Here is a 14604-nt window from a genome sequence, read left to right as displayed (position 1 = left end):
CCAAAGTGCGGCCAGCGATAAAGATCTAATGCGCCGAGCCAAGCCGCGGCGCGACCCCGCCCAAGTAATGCCCACGGATCAGCCTCCCGAGGGCGCTCGCAGCCAGGACGCCCGTCCCGTGCTGCGTTTTCAAGCGACTAGGCGGGCGAAACCGCAGGTGCATCTAGCTGATTTTGATTTGGCGGGGCGCAAGCAACTGCTAAAGGAAGCCGGTTTCCCGGCTTTCCGCGCCGATCAGTTATCACGTCACTATTTCACCCACCTGACCACCGATCCGCAGAAAATGTCGGATCTGCCCGCCAATGGGCGAGAAAAACTCACTAACCTGGCTTTCCCGCCCCTAGTTGAACAAGTGGTGGTGCGCAGTGGCGATCAGGGGATGACTCGCAAATACCTGTGGCGACTTTTCGACGGTGCCGAAGTGGAATCGGTACTAATGCGCTATCCTTCCCGCGCTACCCTCTGCATTTCTTGCGAAGTCGGGTGCGGAATGGCTTGCCCGTTTTGTGCCACTGGACAAATGGGGCTGACCCGCAATCTTTCTACCGCCGAAATCGTGGAACAGGTGCGCCTGGCGCGCAAAGCCTGTGAAGAGGGCGAACTTGGCGGGAATCCCTGTCACCTTTCCAACGTAGTGTTTATGGGGATGGGGGAGCCAATGGTGAACTATCGCGCCGTACTGGGCGCGGTGCGTCGCCTGATCGCTGATCCGCCGGAAGGATTCGGAATGTCGGCGCGGGGAATCACGGTTTCCACCGTGGGGCTGGTGCCGGGGATAAAGAAACTGACGGCGGAAAAAATTCCGCTTACTTTGGCGATCTCGCTGCATGCCCCCGATGATGAACTACGCGACCAGCTGATTCCGCTGAACTCTCGCTTTAAGGTCAGTGAACTCTTAGATGCTGCCTACCAGTATTTTCAAGCTACCGGCAGACGGGTTTCTATCGAATACGCCCTGATTAAGAACATGAATGATCAAGCTTGGAGGGCGGGCCTGCTGGCAGATTTACTGAACGTGCGCGGGAAAGGTTGGGCGCATGTGAACCCGATTCCCTTAAATCCGACTCCCGGATCGATCTGGACGGCGAGTGAATCCCGCGCCCAAGCAGAATTTGTGGATACCCTGGAAAGTAAAGGTATCACTACCACTATCCGCGATACTCGCGGACAGGATATTGACGGAGCATGTGGCCAATTGGCGACCAAATCTCGGAAGGAGAGGGCTGGCAAATGAGTGAGACCAATTTCCCGCGAGCCGGGTTTTTTACGCGCGGATACGACCCGTCCCAGGTAGACGAATTTTTTGCTGATGCCCGCAAGGCCTATGAGGGCGGGGTACCTGCCGAAAAATTCTCGGCTGCCCAGGTGCGCGGCGCCCATTTTGATCTGGTACGTCGCGGTTACCAAACTAGCGCCATCGACCAGGCTATGGATCGCCTAGAGGCCGCCTTCGTGCGGCGAGATCGGGCAGATAACGTGGCGGTCAATGGCTCGCAAGCTTGGATGGACAGAGTAGCGCAGCGGGCAACCACGCTGTACCCGCGGATGCTGCGTCCGCTGGGCAAACGCTTCGCCCACCCGGAGGGTAAAGGTTACGACGTGGTGCAGGTAGATGAACTGGTCGACCGGCTAGCGCAATATTTCGACTCGGATGAAGGGATAACTTCCACCGAGATTCGCAACGCCACCTTCAAAACTGCCAAGAACGAAAAGGCTTATAAAGAGGGCGTAGTCGACGCCTATCTTTCGCGGGCGATAGAAGTACTGCTCGCGGTGGAATAAGCGTTTGAGGCCGGCTACAAGCCGACAAAATATTTCTTTCAATCGGGAGGGGCAGTGCGCGACGTTTTCATCTTGGGTTCCACCGGATCTATCGGAACCCAAGCTCTTGAAGTAATCACCCAGAATTCCGGGCGTTTTTGCGTCCGCGCTCTCAGCGCCGGCGGAGCTAATCTCGCTTTACTGGCGCGCCAGGCCGCTCATTTCCGCCCCGAGATGGTGGCGATTTCTTTAAATAAGGGCGAAGAGTTCACTAACGCGCTTGCTGCGGAACTACCTAGGGGAGAAAAATATCTGCCCGAAATCTTGACCGGAGAAGACGCTAGTGCCCGGGTGGCTGGGCGAGCCACCTGCGAGGCGGTAGTACTCAACGGGATTACCGGGGGAGTGGGCTTGGCTCCCACTTTGGCCGCCTTAGAAAGCGGCGCCACTTTAGCGCTGGCGAATAAGGAATCTTTGATTGTAGGGGGCGCCTTGGTGAAAGCTGCCTGCCAGCGCCCTGGCCAGATCGTTCCGGTTGACTCGGAGCATTCGGCGATTGCCCAAGCTTTAGCTTCTGGCGTCCACCATAAGGGGCTCACCAGCGTAAACCAGGATGGATACAGTGAAGTTAGCCAGATTATTCTCACTGCCTCCGGCGGACCCTTCCGGGGTAAGCAGCGCGCGGATTTAGCGGAGGTCAGCGCGGAGCAGGCCCTCAATCATCCCACCTGGTCGATGGGACCAGTAGTGACTATTAACTCCTCTACCTTGGTAAACAAAGGTCTAGAGCTGATTGAAGCTCACCTCCTATTTGATGTTGCTCCCGAAAACATTGTGCCGGTGATCCATCCCCAGTCGATTATTCATTCCGGGGTTACCTGGCGGGATGGGGCCACTATTTTGCAGGCTTCTCCGCCCGATATGCGCCTACCAATTGCCCTGGGACTAGATTGGCCGGCCCGCCTCGAAAAAACGGTGACCCCCCTAGAATTCACCACTGCTCAGCAGTGGCAGTTCGAGCCGGTAGATCACGAGACTTTCCCGGCAATAAAACTGGCGCGAGCCGCAGTGGCGGCATCGGCCTCGCACCCGGCGGTCTATAACGCCGCTAATGAAGTGTTCGTCGATGCCTTCCTGGCGGGGAACCTGCCCTACCTGCAGATAGTGGATTCTTTAGCGGAAGTTTTATCGGAACACAGCGGCATTGATAATCCGGATTTAGGGCAAATTATGGAAGCGCAAACCTGGGCGAAAACTAAGGCTCAGGAAATTGTCATAAACACTAGGTAGGCTACCTCCATGGCGTTTTTGCTGGGAATAATAATTCTGGTTGTGGGACTGATTATCTCTATTGGCCTGCACGAATGTGGACATTTGCTGCCCGCCAAGAAGTTCGGGGCGTTAGTTCCCCAGTTCATGATTGGTTTTGGACCCACCCTGTTTTCGCGCAAACGCGGGGAAACCGAGTACGGGGTAAAAGCCATCCTCTTAGGGGGATACTGCCGGATCCTGGGAATGTACGGACCGGGTGACCCTGACCAATTTGGGTACAAACTTGACGGTAAGAAACTCTCGGTGCGCCAGGCACGCGCCTTGGATCCGCAGCAAGCCGAAAACTTGGTTCCTACCTGGTCGCAGGAAGCCCGCGATGCCTCGCTAGCCGAGATTCCTCCCGAGAAGCGAGAGCGCGGCTTTTATAACCTGCCGGTACGCCACCGCCTAATAGTTATGTTCGGTGGGCCGGTCATGAATCTATTCTTGGCCTTTGTGCTGATGGGGATAGCGATGCTGGGGATCGGGATTGCCACCCCCACCACCACGGTCGATAAAGCCGTGTGTCTAAAAGCCGGTCAGGTAGTCGAGTGTTCCCAGCCGGGAGCCCAGCCGTCCCCGGGAGCCAGAGCCGGAATTAAATCCGGAGATGTGTTGGTCGCCTGGGACGGCAAAAAAATCAACACCTGGGAGGACTTGCGCAAATATGCGCAGGCAACTCAGGGAGACGCTACCGTGTCGGTGCGTCGCGGCGGGGAGGTTATCGACCTGCAGCTTAGTGGGGTAGATGGTAAAGCCGGTCTCTACGCGCGTTCGGTGCGGCAAAGCGCGGGGATAGCCACCTATGGGCAAACCATGTGGCAGATGTTCTACCAAACCGGGGCGGTAGTCTTAAAACTGCCGGTTGCAGTGTGGAACGTGGGGGTTTCAGTGTTTACCGATACTCCGCGAGATAGCTCCGGAATCATGTCAGTTCTGGGGGTAGGGCGTATCGCCGGGGAAATCGGTTCTGCCCCGGCCACTCAAATTACTTTGGCCGATCGCGCCGGAGGAATGCTTTCCCTACTGGCCTCGCTAAATATGGCGCTATTTGTATTCAACCTGATTCCGCTGCCTCCGCTAGATGGGGGGCATATTGCCGGTGCCTGTTGGCAAGGAATCAAGAACAGCTATGCGCGGCTGCGTTCTCGCCCCGCTCCCGGCCCAATCGATGCCGCGAAAGCCGTGCCGTTAACCTATGTGGTAGCCGGACTATTGATTGCGATGACCGTATTGCTGATGGTGGCCGATATTGTGGATCCGATTCGCCTGCCTTAGCGTCCTCCGCTGGTTTTTGTGCTTCTTCCGAGCTTTCGCCCTCAGCGAGCCTGCGAAAAACCTCTGGTGACAGCACAGTGAAAGGCCTGATTATTTCTAGAAAATAGGGCTTTAGCGTCTGACGCGTCATAATAGGAACGTGAGTGTTGAACTAGGAATGCCGGAAGTAAAACTAGCGGGTTTTCCGCGGAAGAAAACTCGGAAGATCCATTGCGGAAGCGTAGCGATCGGCGGAGATGCCCCGATTAGCGTGCAATCCATGTGTACCACCAAAACTACCGATATTGGTGCTACCTTGCAGCAGATCGCGGCCCTGACCGCTGCCGGCTGCGATATCGTGCGAGTAGCGTGTCCCAGCGCTGATGACGCGGAGGCACTGCCGGTAATCGCCCAAAAATCTACTATTCCGGTGGTAGCTGATATTCACTTTCAACCTAAATATGTATTCGCCGCGATCGAGGGCGGCTGCGCCGGAGTGCGGGTTAACCCCGGAAATATCCGCAAATTCGATGATCAGGTAGAAGAAATCACCAAATGTGCACGCCAACACGGCACTGCTTTGCGGATCGGGATCAATGCCGGTTCCCTGGACCCGAGGGTAATGGCGCGCCACGGCAAAGCCACTCCCGAAGCACTGGCAGAATCCGCGGTTAACGAGGCCCGCCTATTCGAGCAATACGATTTTCACGACTTTGCGATCTCGGTCAAACACCATGACCCGGTGACTATGATTCGCGCCTATGAACTGCTCAGCGAAATGGGGGATTGGCCCCTGCACCTGGGAGTAACCGAGGCCGGCCCCCAATTCCAGGGCACCATTAAATCCGCGACCGCCTTTGGAGCGCTGCTGCGCCAAGGCATCGGGGACACCATCCGGGTTTCCCTCTCTGCTGATCCGGTAGAAGAAATAAAAGTCGGGATCGAAATCCTGCAATCCATGGGGTTAAAAGAACGCACCCTGGAGATTGTTTCCTGCCCGTCCTGCGGACGTGCCCAAGTTGATGTTTACACTTTGGCAAACGCCGTCACCGATGCCCTGAAAGACGAAATCAAAGTGCCGCTGCGAGTAGCGGTGATGGGCTGTATCGTAAACGGTCCCGGCGAGGCGCGCGAGGCCGACCTCGGGGTAGCCAGCGGTAACGGCAAAGGCAAGATCTTTATCAAAGGCGAAGTAATCAAGACGGTTCCCGAGGAGGAAATCGTGCCTACCCTGATTGCGGAGGCGCATCGCCAAGCCGAGCTGCTAGGCCTAGAAGAAGGATCCGGCGAAGTTGAGGTAACCGTTTAGTCTCTCGAGACAGAAGCGGGAAAAGCGCTCGGGGGACCCCGGTGAGCCTTGCTGCGCTCGGCTCAAGCCCCCTCTCGCATCTTTTCCCACTCCTGCCCCCAAAATCCAAAAGCCTAGCTACGTTTATCACGCTTAACCCGGTTGCCTTTTTATATTGTTCTTCCGCGACGCTTCTTGCAGGAAGATATTGGCATTCCAAACCCTGCTTCGGCTTTAAAGATGCTCGTTATGTGGCTTGCTATGGCAGTAACCCCGAGCGCGAGAGAGAAGTTTTATCCGATCAGGATAGGCGGGCGTAAAACTCGTAACTGCCGCGGGCAGTTGCGAGTTTTTGGGCGGGAGGAAAAACTTCTCGCTCGCGCGTAACTTTTGGCTAGCGTTAGCACCGGTATCCGGATAAAAAGTATTGTTGATTCCTGCGAGGCGGGCGCGGTTTAGGTTCCTTTGGATCATCTACTAAACTGGCGAACGTGGCTTACAATATGTCGACTTACTTTGTCAGGACCTTGCGGGAAGACCCGGTAGATGCCGAGGTGGATTCCCATAAACTGCTGGTGCGCGCCGGTTATATTCGCCGCGCCGCGCCCGGGATTTACACTTGGACCCCCCTGGGACTGCGCACGATTCGGCGCGTAGAGCAGGTAGTGCGCGAAGAAATGGATCGGATTGGCGCCCTCGAGGTGGCTTTCCCGGCACTGCTGCCGCGCGAACCCTATGAAGCGACCAACCGTTGGGAGGAGTTCGGGCCTTCCCTGTTTAAGCTGCGTGATCGCAAGGGCGCTGACTATCTGTTGGCACCTACTCACGAAGAAATGTTCACCCTGCTGGTGAAGGACTTTTATTCTTCCTACAAGGATCTGCCGGTCGTCCTCTACCAGATAAAAGAAAAGTATCGGGACGAGGCGCGTCCGCGGGCAGGACTGATTCGCGGACGCGAATTCATTATGAAAGACGCCTACTCTTTCAATATTGACGAAGAAGGACTAGAGGCCTCCTATCAGGAGCAACGCCGCGCCTATCAACGGATCTATTCGCGGTTAGGGCTGGATTTCGTGATTTGTTCCGCGATGGCAGGAGCTATGGGAGGCTCGCGCTCCGAGGAATTTATTTTCCCTTGCGCTATCGGGGAAGATACTTTTGTGCGCTCTGAGGGCGGTTATGCCGCTAACGTAGAGGCGGTAACTACTATTGCGCCCGAGCCGCAAGATTATTCGCTACTTCCGGCGGCAATTGAACGTAAAACCCCTGGTGCACACACTATTGAAGCGCTAGTGGATTACTCGAATGAGCATTTCCCGCGTGAAGATGGCCGGGAATGGAATAAAGCAGACACTTTGAAAGCCTTTATGGTGGCCGCCACCTATGCGGATGGCAAACGGGAAGTGCTGCTGTTGGGAGTACCCGGGGATCGCGAGATTGATATGCGCCGCCTGGAAGCCTCGCTAGGGGCTGACGTAGAAATGGCCACCCCGGAAGACATGGCAGCCTACCCCAATATTGTGCCGGGCTTTACCGGCCCCACCTGCGCCGGACCCGATCATCCGGATCGGAAGGTAGACGAGGACGGGAATATTTCCGGTAGCCCCCGCTGCCTCTTAGATCCGCGGGTAGTGGAAGGTACCGAATGGATTGCGGGTGCCGGCAAAGAAGACACCCATCTTTATCACCTGGTGGCCGGGAGAGATTTCCGCGCGGACGGCTTTATTGAAGCCGCGGAAGTGCGCGACGGGGATCCAGCGCCTGATGGTTCCGGAGCCTTGCAGACCGCCCGCGGAATCGAAATCGGGCACATATTCGCCCTGGGAACGAAGTATTCCGAAGCGTTGGGGCTAAACGTGCTAGATCAAAACGGAAAATCCCAGGTAGTGACCATGGGTTCCTATGGGATCGGGGTTTCCCGAGTCATGGCCGCGATCGCCGAAGAATATCATGACGAGGTGGGGTTGAAATGGCCTACCAATGTGGCGCCCTTCCAGGTGCATGTGCTGGTTACCGGCAAAGGGGCAGAACTTTTCGAGGCCGCGCAGAAGCTGGGAGACCAGCTCACCGGCGCCGGTATCGATACTTTGGTTGATGACCGTAAGAAAGTATCTGCTGGGGTGAAGTTCAAGGATGCGGAACTGCTCGGCATGCCTTGGCTGGTAGTGGTCGGACGCGGGCTCAAAGAGGGAACCGTGGAAGTACGGTGCCGCGCTACTGGCGAGCGCCAAGAAATCGCAGTTGCAGATGCCTTCCAGTTTGTAAGTGACAAGGTGCGCCAGGATCTTGCAGACGCCTATGCCCGGGCAGAAAAAATCGTTCCGGCGAGCGGAAGCGAGGAGGAATAGACTATGGCGTTTCGAGAAATCAGAGTAATCGGGGACCCGATTTTACGTACCCCTTGTGAACCGGTGGGCGAAATCGATGCACATATAAAACAGCTGGTAGAAGACCTGCTGGAAACGGTAGATGCCGATGGGCGTGCCGGTCTAGCCGCCAACCAGATTGGCGTGGGGCTGCGGGCTTTTTCCTGGAACATCGACGGGGAAGTTGACTATATTCTTAACCCGCGTCTGGTAGAGGTTTCTGAGGACGAATACCAAGACGGCGATGAAGGCTGCCTGTCGGTGCCGGGACTGTTCTTCCCCTGCCAGCGCGCCTGGTACGCGCGTGCTGAAGGCATTGATCTGGACGGCAAGCCGAAAGTGGTTGAGGGTGAAGAGCTGATGGGGCGGTGCATCCAGCATGAATGTGACCACTTGGATGGTCATCTCTATCTTGATCGCCTGGATCGGTTAACGCGCCGCAAAGCTTTCAAAGAGATTCGCGAAAAAGGCCTGTAGTCAGGTAAGGGCGCGGGGGCTGTGTTTGTCCTCCCGCCCAAGTATTCGGAAAACGTAGCGCCGTTTTCCGAATACTTATGCCCACCGCACCTACTCGGATCAAACCCAGCCCCCGCGCGTCTGCCCAAGTCCCCCTTTATATCCATCTTTGGCCCCAACCTGTGCTGAAAGTCCTGTGGCAGCGAAAACATGCTCCTGCGCCATTGCTCAAGTCTCTCTCTCGTATCATTCCGCTTTAAACCCCCCTGCTGAACACAGGTAATCGTTGCTTGTGCTCTAATGCTGTGTTGCATCTGGATCCCGTAACTTGTTCCGGGGTGTAAAACCGCCCCCGCTTGGTAGCTGCAGTGCCGGGAGCCTACCTCCGGAGTTAAAGTCGTCGTCCCCCGCGGTGGCTAGCGCAGTGACAAACCACAGGTGTCACATTGGCCTCAGTGGTCACAAAATTGGTGGTCAGAGGCTTTTGGGCTTGTTGAAACTTGTTATCGAGGGCAAAATAGAAAGTGAGACACCGCGTGTCATCACTCTGTAGTGCGTACAGGCCGTTGGGGAAGACGAACCTTGCGAACACTAAAGGAGAAGCGATGAACAAGGATTACACCCGCGGTGTACTTTTCGTACACTCATGCCCCCGTGCGCTTTCTAGCCACGTGGAGTGGGCGGTTGGCGCAGTTCTAGATCAACGCGTCAACCTAGAGTGGACGGAACAGCCTGCCCAACCGGGAATGTTCCGCTCGGAACTGTCCTGGGTAGGGCAGATTGGTACCGGTGCGAAACTGGCCTCCGCCCTGCGTGGATGGGAACATCTGCGTTTCGAGGTAACCGAGGATGCCTCCATAAATAACAATGGGGGACGTTGGTCATACACCCCTGATCTGGGAATCTTCCATGCCCAAACGGATGTAGTGGGCAACGTAGTGGTCCCAGAGGATCGGGTGCGCGTTGCCCTTTCTCAGGGCAGCCAAGAAGATTTGCGGCGCCTGCTGGATCTCGCGCTGGGAACCGCTTGGGACGAAGAGCTTGAACCTTTCCGCTACGCCGGAGCCGGAGCGCCGGTGCGCTGGCTGCACCGAGTGGGCTGAGATGGCGCTAGATGCCGATGCCTTAGCCGCGCTTGCCGATTTCGGCAAGAACCTGCCCGGCGGCTCGGAGGACGAAGATAGGGGAGAGGGCGAAGCTGCGCTTAGTTCTAACCCGGAATCTGAGACGGTTGCTGAGGAAAGTGGCGGTAGTACTCCAGATGCGTCCTCAGAGAATATTCCAGTTGCGTGGGAAAAGATTAGCGGTGATACCGCGGTTATAGCCTGTCTCTTAGAGGCAGTTGCTGCGGAAAGTGACTGTGAGCAAACGGATTTGTCACCAGATGCAAGTTTGAAAGCCCAACTAGATTTTGATGATTTATCGCTGTATGCGGTGGTGGCGCGGCTCGAGGGGGAACTGGGTGAAAAGTGCTCCGATAAACAGATCGCAGAATGCGAAACCCTGGGCGAGCTAGCGCGCCTTTATCATAGTCAATAAAACAAAGCTATAAAGCAGGTTTCGGTAAGTCCTAACGGTATTCAAAATAAAGAAATCGCAGTATTTGGGCGTGTCGGGGCTAAATACTAAAAATTCTGAACTAGCTTTAGAAGCACAATAACCTAACATTCCATCCGGCGAGAGGAAGTATTTCCTCTCGCCGGATTTGTTTTTTACTTTCCTTTATCTTGATCTGCTGTCTACCCCGATTAGTACTGTTGGTGGTTATCGTTTGCTCGACTGGGATATTGAAATAGAAAACCCTTGGTTTACTCAAATATTTGCTAGTTTTTCTATTCTTAAAAATATATAATGACGCTATAAGGTTCCCACCTGGTTTTTATCGCGCGCCCTGCAGAGGTAAGTGAGAGGTCATTAGACCCACGAAAGGATAGGAAAAATGAAAACTCAAAAACTACTTATCGTACTTGCTAGCGCTGGGCTTGCTCTAGGTATGGCAGGGTGTAGCTCGACCGATAAAAAGGCGGAGGATACCCCGAAGCCTCCATCTATTAGTCAGGTGGAGAAGCAAAAGCAACAGCAAGAAGCCAAAGCTAAGGCGGAACAAGAAGCTAAAGCCAAGGCGGAAGCAAAGGCGAAAGCTGAGCAAGAAGCTCAAGCACAGGCTGCTGCTAAAGCTAAAGCACCCGCCCCGGTGAAAGCTCAACCCAAGGCGCGTAGCTATCAGCCGAAAGCACGTAGTTACCAGCGTAAGGCGCAGCCTAAACGGCACTATCAAGCTCCTCGCCGCTCCGGAACTAGAGCCAAGGCAGGCAATTCTGGGCAATGGAAAGTCGGGGAGAGCCGGGACTATAAAGGCGATAGGTGGACTCGCACTAGCGAAACTGAAATTCAAGTTTCCGGCTGCGGCGACAGTGAGGGTAACACCTGGCCCTGCTAAGTTAAGCTGAACGTTTAAGACCTTGTAGCCCTAGCGTTTTGCTGGGGCTACAAGTGTATTTGGGGGCAATTTGTAGCTACAGCCCATATCCTTCCTACCTGCGTTTTTGTTTTCGAATTTCTGTTTACGCATTACCCATAGGGGAAAGACAAAAACCGTATAAGGAGGATTTTCCAAGATGATACAAAAAGTATCGAAACGCTTAGTATTGCTAGTCGCCTTGGTGGCGTTAGCACTAAGCGTTATTGTTCCGCCTAATCCAGGCGAGGACAAGCTATATCGCTGCCCATCCGTGGAGTATCGGGAGCAGATGTCAGTCGGGGAGGTGAATTTTTGTGCATACTCAGCTAATTACCGTCAGGGGATAATGCCGGAAACGCAATTTGCTCTTTCTGTTTCTGGAAATGGTTCCTATTCGAGGAAGCGAGGCAAAAGAGAACCATAAGCCGTTGAAGCTACAAAGGCAGTAACTAACCGGGATAACCCGCCTGTTGTGGAGGAGGATTGAGCCCCTAGGGCACTCTCAAGTACCTATTACTATCGCCTACGTTTATATCGTGTGTGCTAGTGGTAGGTCTTGTCCTGGAGGGGTGCTTTCTTCTTTGGCTCTAAATGATATTAAGAAAAAGGAACACCTCCCGTCCCGGTAACGAAGACGGCAACGATTACTGCTAGCCTAAGCATTGAGGCTCCTAGCGTATAAAATACGCCTTCTGCGCCTGAAAGTAGCCAGCTGCCGCCTCCGCCAGCGCCTCCGATGCGCCCTGCCCCGGTGCCAACAAAAACGGTTACTGAGCGTCCAGTAGCGCCCGTTCGCCCGGCACCTGCCCCGGCAAGCAGGCGGGCAAGCACCACTCTTACCGGGGCCTGCAACGGCACGCTAACAATTTACGCCTCTGGGCAGAATGCCTCCATATCTTTGGGCGGCAAACGTGGCGGATCGAGCCTGAGTCTTCCTTGGAACGGCTCGTTTGCAGCCACTTTGACTGCTGATGGATCGGTCAGCGGTAGCTGGAATTGCGGGAATTAAACCTTGGTCAGTTCGGCAGTGCCGTAGGAACGCATTTTTGCGCCGGTGAGATACACCCCGTCTTCTTGGGTAGAAATGTATTCGATAAATAATCCGATAGGGGAGTTTTCGCTTAGGGTGTCGGCTGCTAGATCGGTGGGACTGGGTGCTTGCGGGTCTTTGTCTTGCACGGCTACTACGCTGACCTCGCCGGTTTCGGATAGGGCATATACGGTCCCGCATCCTCCGGCTCTTTCGATTCTAGCTAGCAGGGTGCCTACAGTTTCGCTTTCCAGGCAGGCGATAAGCGGGGTGTGACCCCTAGAATCTATAACTTTAGGGGTGGTAGTTCCAAGCATGACGTTGTAGAGGACTTCGTTCTCAAAGTCTGCCAATTCCTTGTTCACTTTCGCACCTCCACCAGTTTGTTAATTTCTTGCCTGATTCTTAGTATAGCCATTCCCAATGCGTCCTGAACATCCCTTGCCCGGTTAAGTACCTTAATCGTTTCGCGCGGGTGGCCATCACGTTCCCCATCTTTGTAGTAATGGATATGGGCGTTGGAGTGGGTGCAGTCTATCGAAAGGTGCGTTTGCCACCTACCAGTGTTTTCGTTTCTGACCTGGAGCACAAAAACAAACTCAGTCAGTCTCCCGGTCTGTGTCCAACGATTCCCCTGAATTCGTAAGTATTCTATATCGCAAGGCACAATGTCGCTGATTGGGTACTTCTCGCACCTTGTCCTGGGCGGTATCTGGTAGTCCCCGTTTGGGAGGCCATCATCCCAATTTTGCTTGCACACACAGAAATCTTAACAAAATCTTCTTTTTTGAAAACTTCCAATACTACACAGTGGGAATATAGCTTTCACCTGGGTTTCTGCTCTTGCGCCCTACATAGGGAGTATGGAAGAAAATCAAAATCTTGTGAACGATCTTGAGTCCAGGTTGGTTGATGATTTTTTCGTTTCTCACAATAGGGACGAACTTACTACTACTTGCGAGGTCGGAGTTACCCGCTCCCCGCCAGTGTTGCATGCATCTTTTAGCGCGCTGGAGGAGCTGGAAAAGAAGAGGCGCTTTGTAACTAGGCGGAACATTTGCCACCAGAAACACCTTTTACCTGGAGTGTTCGTTTTATTGGGTACAGCGAATCCCTTAAATACGCATAGCAGTAGGTGGAACCCGAGCAATACAAGGGAGGTGTTTTCAAATGGTGAAAAATTTACTTAAAAATATTTTGTGCTCCTGGTGATCACTAGCCTGACTTTGAGTGGAGGTGTTTCACAGAGTCTAGGCGATGAAAGTCCAAAGCTCTACCCGGTAGTGGAGACGTGGCAGTAACTTTTTGCCCGGGAGATGGAGTTTTTCCCACACCCGGCTAGTCAGCGCCATGGGCATTGTCGTAAACGGGAGTTTCTTTTTCTGGGTTTGAGAATAATCCTTTCGGCAGAAGCGATCTTGAACAGGGTTGGAATTCGTTTAAGCTAACAGGCATAGCCGGAAACGTTATTCACTGCTCTTGACAATAAACCTATGCCTGATGTTTTTTGCAGCGCAGTTACGTAAACGCAGCAAAACTATCTGAGTTGCATATGTGCAACTAAAGCAGGATAAAGCGTTCAATATCCTTTTCGGGTTAGTGACGTGTGTTTTACTTCGCGGCTTGGGAGAGTTCTTGTAGGCGCTGGCGAAGGGCTTCGGCGTCGCCGAGGGCGTCATAGAGTGCGTCCTCGGAAAGGACTCCGCGAGGCAAATCCTCTGGTAAAAGCCCCCGGTTGTCTGCCTCTAAATCCTCCCACCAGGCTTTTCCGGAATAGTAGCTATCCAAAGCGCGGTAATCGTCCCACATTTGCTCATAGGTATCCAGCGCGCCCTCAACAGTTGCAATCGCGTCATTTAGGCGCACCAGCGCCGACTCCATCTGCGAAACCCGCTTCACTGTCTGGGCGGAAACTTTAGCTTTTTCCATAGGGCCATTCTCCCACACCTCCCAGCATCTACTTATCGCAATAAATATCTTGGGAGCGTGCAGCTGCCACTGCTAACCAGTCCGGCAGTTATTCCGGCGGCAGGGAAAACTAAAATGGCTCTAAAGCTATTGACCACCTCTCGGGTGTGTAGTACCTTGTACTACAACGGAGGAGGGGAAAAGATGGCGTTTTCTATCCGGATGAGTGCAGAAGAAAAAGCACTAGCCACCAGCTATGCGAACCTGCATTCCGTTACCTTGGCAGAAGCCTTTCGGCAGGCACTTTTTGAAAAGATCGAAGACGAGTTCGACTTGGCAGTAGCCGATGAGGCTCACCGCGATTGGGTGGAGGACGGAAAGAAATCCTACTCCTGGGATGAGTTCAAGAAAGAACTTGACCTTTGAAATACCAGTTTCGGGTAACCGCCAGATTTAAAAGACAGTTTCGTAAACTCGATCGCTACACCCAGCGCATGATTAGTAACTGGATTGATAAAAACCTGGTGGGAACTCCTGATCCCCGCAGCCACGGAAAATCGCTGCGCGGGAATCATGCGGGGCAGTGGCGTTACCGCATCGGAAACTACCGCCTCATCTGTGAAATTGAGGATGACTGTTTCTATATTCAAGACTTGGCGATTGGACATCGCAAAGAATTTTATCGGTAGTTGTAGCAACGGTAACTATAGGGAAATCCCGCGAAAGCTGGGGGATCCGTGTCTGCAAAATTGTAAAAAGCAGGGGG

Annotated in this window: 16 protein-coding genes; 12 read left to right on the top strand and 4 right to left on the bottom strand. The window is 54.0% G+C overall.

Going from position 1 to position 14604, the window contains the following annotated elements:
* The first annotated feature begins 28 nt into the window (after positions 1-28).
* The 10 genes from rlmN (at position 29) to AC1EKS_RS08430 (ending at position 10879) form a co-directional block, all read left to right on the top strand.
* A complete protein-coding gene (gene rlmN / locus AC1EKS_RS08475) occupies positions 29-1234 on the top strand; it encodes a dual-specificity RNA methyltransferase RlmN (protein WP_481009624.1) in 1206 nt (401 codons plus the stop codon).
* Positions 1231-1782 carry a DivIVA domain-containing protein gene (locus AC1EKS_RS08470; protein ID WP_481009597.1) on the top strand — a complete coding sequence of 184 codons (552 nt, stop codon included), beginning with the start codon at positions 1231-1233 and terminating at the stop codon, positions 1780-1782. The genes rlmN and AC1EKS_RS08470 overlap by 4 nt, the downstream gene beginning before the upstream one ends.
* 54 nt (positions 1783-1836) lie before the next feature.
* On the top strand, positions 1837-3051 hold the full coding sequence (dxr, locus tag AC1EKS_RS08465) for a 1-deoxy-D-xylulose-5-phosphate reductoisomerase (RefSeq protein WP_481009598.1): 1215 nt from the start codon (positions 1837-1839) through the stop codon (positions 3049-3051).
* 9 nt (positions 3052-3060) lie between these two features.
* The gene (locus AC1EKS_RS08460; RefSeq protein WP_481009599.1) at positions 3061-4350 is read left to right on the top strand and encodes a M50 family metallopeptidase; all 1290 of its coding nucleotides are present in this window, start codon (positions 3061-3063) and stop codon (positions 4348-4350) included.
* 157 nt (positions 4351-4507) lie between these two features.
* Positions 4508-5638, top strand: a complete 1131-nt coding sequence (gene ispG / locus AC1EKS_RS08455; RefSeq protein WP_481009625.1) for a flavodoxin-dependent (E)-4-hydroxy-3-methylbut-2-enyl-diphosphate synthase — start codon at positions 4508-4510, stop codon at positions 5636-5638.
* Between the two features lie 470 nt (positions 5639-6108).
* Positions 6109-7965, top strand: coding sequence for a proline--tRNA ligase (locus AC1EKS_RS08450; RefSeq protein WP_481009600.1), 1857 nt, complete (start codon positions 6109-6111; stop codon positions 7963-7965).
* Between the two features lie 3 nt (positions 7966-7968).
* Positions 7969-8460: a peptide deformylase gene (gene def / locus AC1EKS_RS08445; RefSeq protein WP_481009601.1), complete on the top strand. Its 492-nt coding sequence runs from the start codon at positions 7969-7971 to the stop codon at positions 8458-8460.
* Positions 8461-9044: 584 nt separating this feature from the next.
* On the top strand, positions 9045-9542 hold the full coding sequence (locus AC1EKS_RS08440; protein WP_481001601.1) for a DUF3145 domain-containing protein: 498 nt from the start codon (positions 9045-9047) through the stop codon (positions 9540-9542).
* Between the two features lies 1 nt (position 9543).
* The gene (locus AC1EKS_RS08435; RefSeq protein ID WP_481009602.1) at positions 9544-9978 is read left to right on the top strand and encodes an acyl carrier protein; all 435 of its coding nucleotides are present in this window, start codon (positions 9544-9546) and stop codon (positions 9976-9978) included.
* 400 nt (positions 9979-10378) lie between these two features.
* On the top strand, positions 10379-10879 hold the full coding sequence (locus tag AC1EKS_RS08430) for a hypothetical protein (RefSeq protein WP_481009603.1): 501 nt from the start codon (positions 10379-10381) through the stop codon (positions 10877-10879).
* A gap of 618 nt (positions 10880-11497) precedes the next feature.
* On the opposite strand, the gene AC1EKS_RS08425 is transcribed toward AC1EKS_RS08430, so the two are convergent.
* From AC1EKS_RS08425 to AC1EKS_RS08410, 4 genes are all read right to left on the bottom strand, one after another.
* Positions 11498-11758 (bottom strand): hypothetical protein, encoded by a 261-nt coding sequence (locus AC1EKS_RS08425; RefSeq protein ID WP_481009604.1) that lies wholly within the window; start codon positions 11756-11758, stop codon positions 11498-11500.
* A 147-nt stretch (positions 11759-11905) separates the two neighbouring features.
* Positions 11906-12295: a hypothetical protein gene (locus AC1EKS_RS08420; protein WP_481009605.1), complete on the bottom strand. Its 390-nt coding sequence runs from the start codon at positions 12293-12295 to the stop codon at positions 11906-11908.
* A complete protein-coding gene (locus tag AC1EKS_RS08415) occupies positions 12292-12597 on the bottom strand; it encodes a DUF7718 family protein (RefSeq protein ID WP_481010371.1) in 306 nt (101 codons plus the stop codon). Before AC1EKS_RS08415 ends, AC1EKS_RS08420 begins: the two co-directional genes overlap by 4 nt.
* Positions 12598-13541: 944 nt before the next feature.
* Positions 13542-13859, bottom strand: coding sequence for a DUF4298 domain-containing protein (locus tag AC1EKS_RS08410; protein ID WP_481009607.1), 318 nt, complete (start codon positions 13857-13859; stop codon positions 13542-13544).
* A gap of 57 nt (positions 13860-13916) precedes the next feature.
* Between AC1EKS_RS08410 and relB the strand changes: the two genes are divergently transcribed.
* Together relB and AC1EKS_RS08400 are read left to right on the top strand one after the other, a co-directional pair.
* A complete protein-coding gene (gene relB, locus AC1EKS_RS08405; protein ID WP_481009608.1) occupies positions 13917-14264 on the top strand; it encodes a type II toxin-antitoxin system RelB family antitoxin in 348 nt (115 codons plus the stop codon).
* Positions 14261-14527, top strand: coding sequence for a type II toxin-antitoxin system RelE family toxin (locus AC1EKS_RS08400; RefSeq protein WP_481009609.1), 267 nt, complete (start codon positions 14261-14263; stop codon positions 14525-14527). Before relB ends, AC1EKS_RS08400 begins: the two co-directional genes overlap by 4 nt.
* Positions 14528-14604: the final 77 nt, after the last annotated feature.

The organism is Varibaculum sp. C0165D1 (genome assembly GCF_056590355.1).
The sequence above is the reverse complement of the archived record's forward strand: the minus strand, read 5'-3'. Positions and strand labels throughout refer to the sequence as shown.